We start from the raw sequence: 507 nt of genomic DNA on the forward strand, positions 1-507 counted from the left end.
CGGCGCATCAGCCCGCCAGTCACATCAACTGAAAATCTCCACCACCCAGCCTTTGTCGGCTCCGGCGCAGGCAGTTTATAAGATTTTGCAGGAGCTGATGGCAGGGGAGAGCAGCCGAGTAGCAGAGCCTTTGCTGGCCGTTGTTTAAACATTTGACCTTAAAGGTTTAATGTCTAAACCTTGCGTTGCCACGCAAACTGGCTTTTAAAGGCAAGGTCGTGCGCTGCCGCCACACCGGCCTGAAAGGGCGCCTATCGCCGCGCCCCTTCAGAATCCCCGGCTCTTCACTGCGCGCTGTCGCTGGTGGAAGGGACGTGTTTCAGGTACTTCAGTTCTTCACCGCAAAATGCCGCCGCTTAGGCGGTGCCTTCGCTTCAGGATTACTCGGCCTCTGGCCTCGCCCTTTGGGTCGTTGCTACGCAACGCTGTCTCGCTTCGCTCGGCTCGAGCCATAGGTCTCGAACCGTTCGCTCAGCGCCATTTTTGACTGCGGTTTTGAGGCTTCTC

At 57.4% G+C, this 507-nt stretch carries 1 other RNA gene; it reads right to left on the minus strand.

The window, feature by feature from the left end:
• Window positions 1-378 precede the first annotated feature (378 nt).
• Window positions 379-476: non-coding RNA, RtT sRNA (locus tag GEAM_RS22435), on the minus strand.
• Window positions 477-507: the final 31 nt, after the last annotated feature.

This window comes from Ewingella americana ATCC 33852, from assembly GCF_000735345.1.
Taxonomy (GTDB): domain Bacteria; phylum Pseudomonadota; class Gammaproteobacteria; order Enterobacterales; family Enterobacteriaceae; genus Ewingella; species Ewingella americana.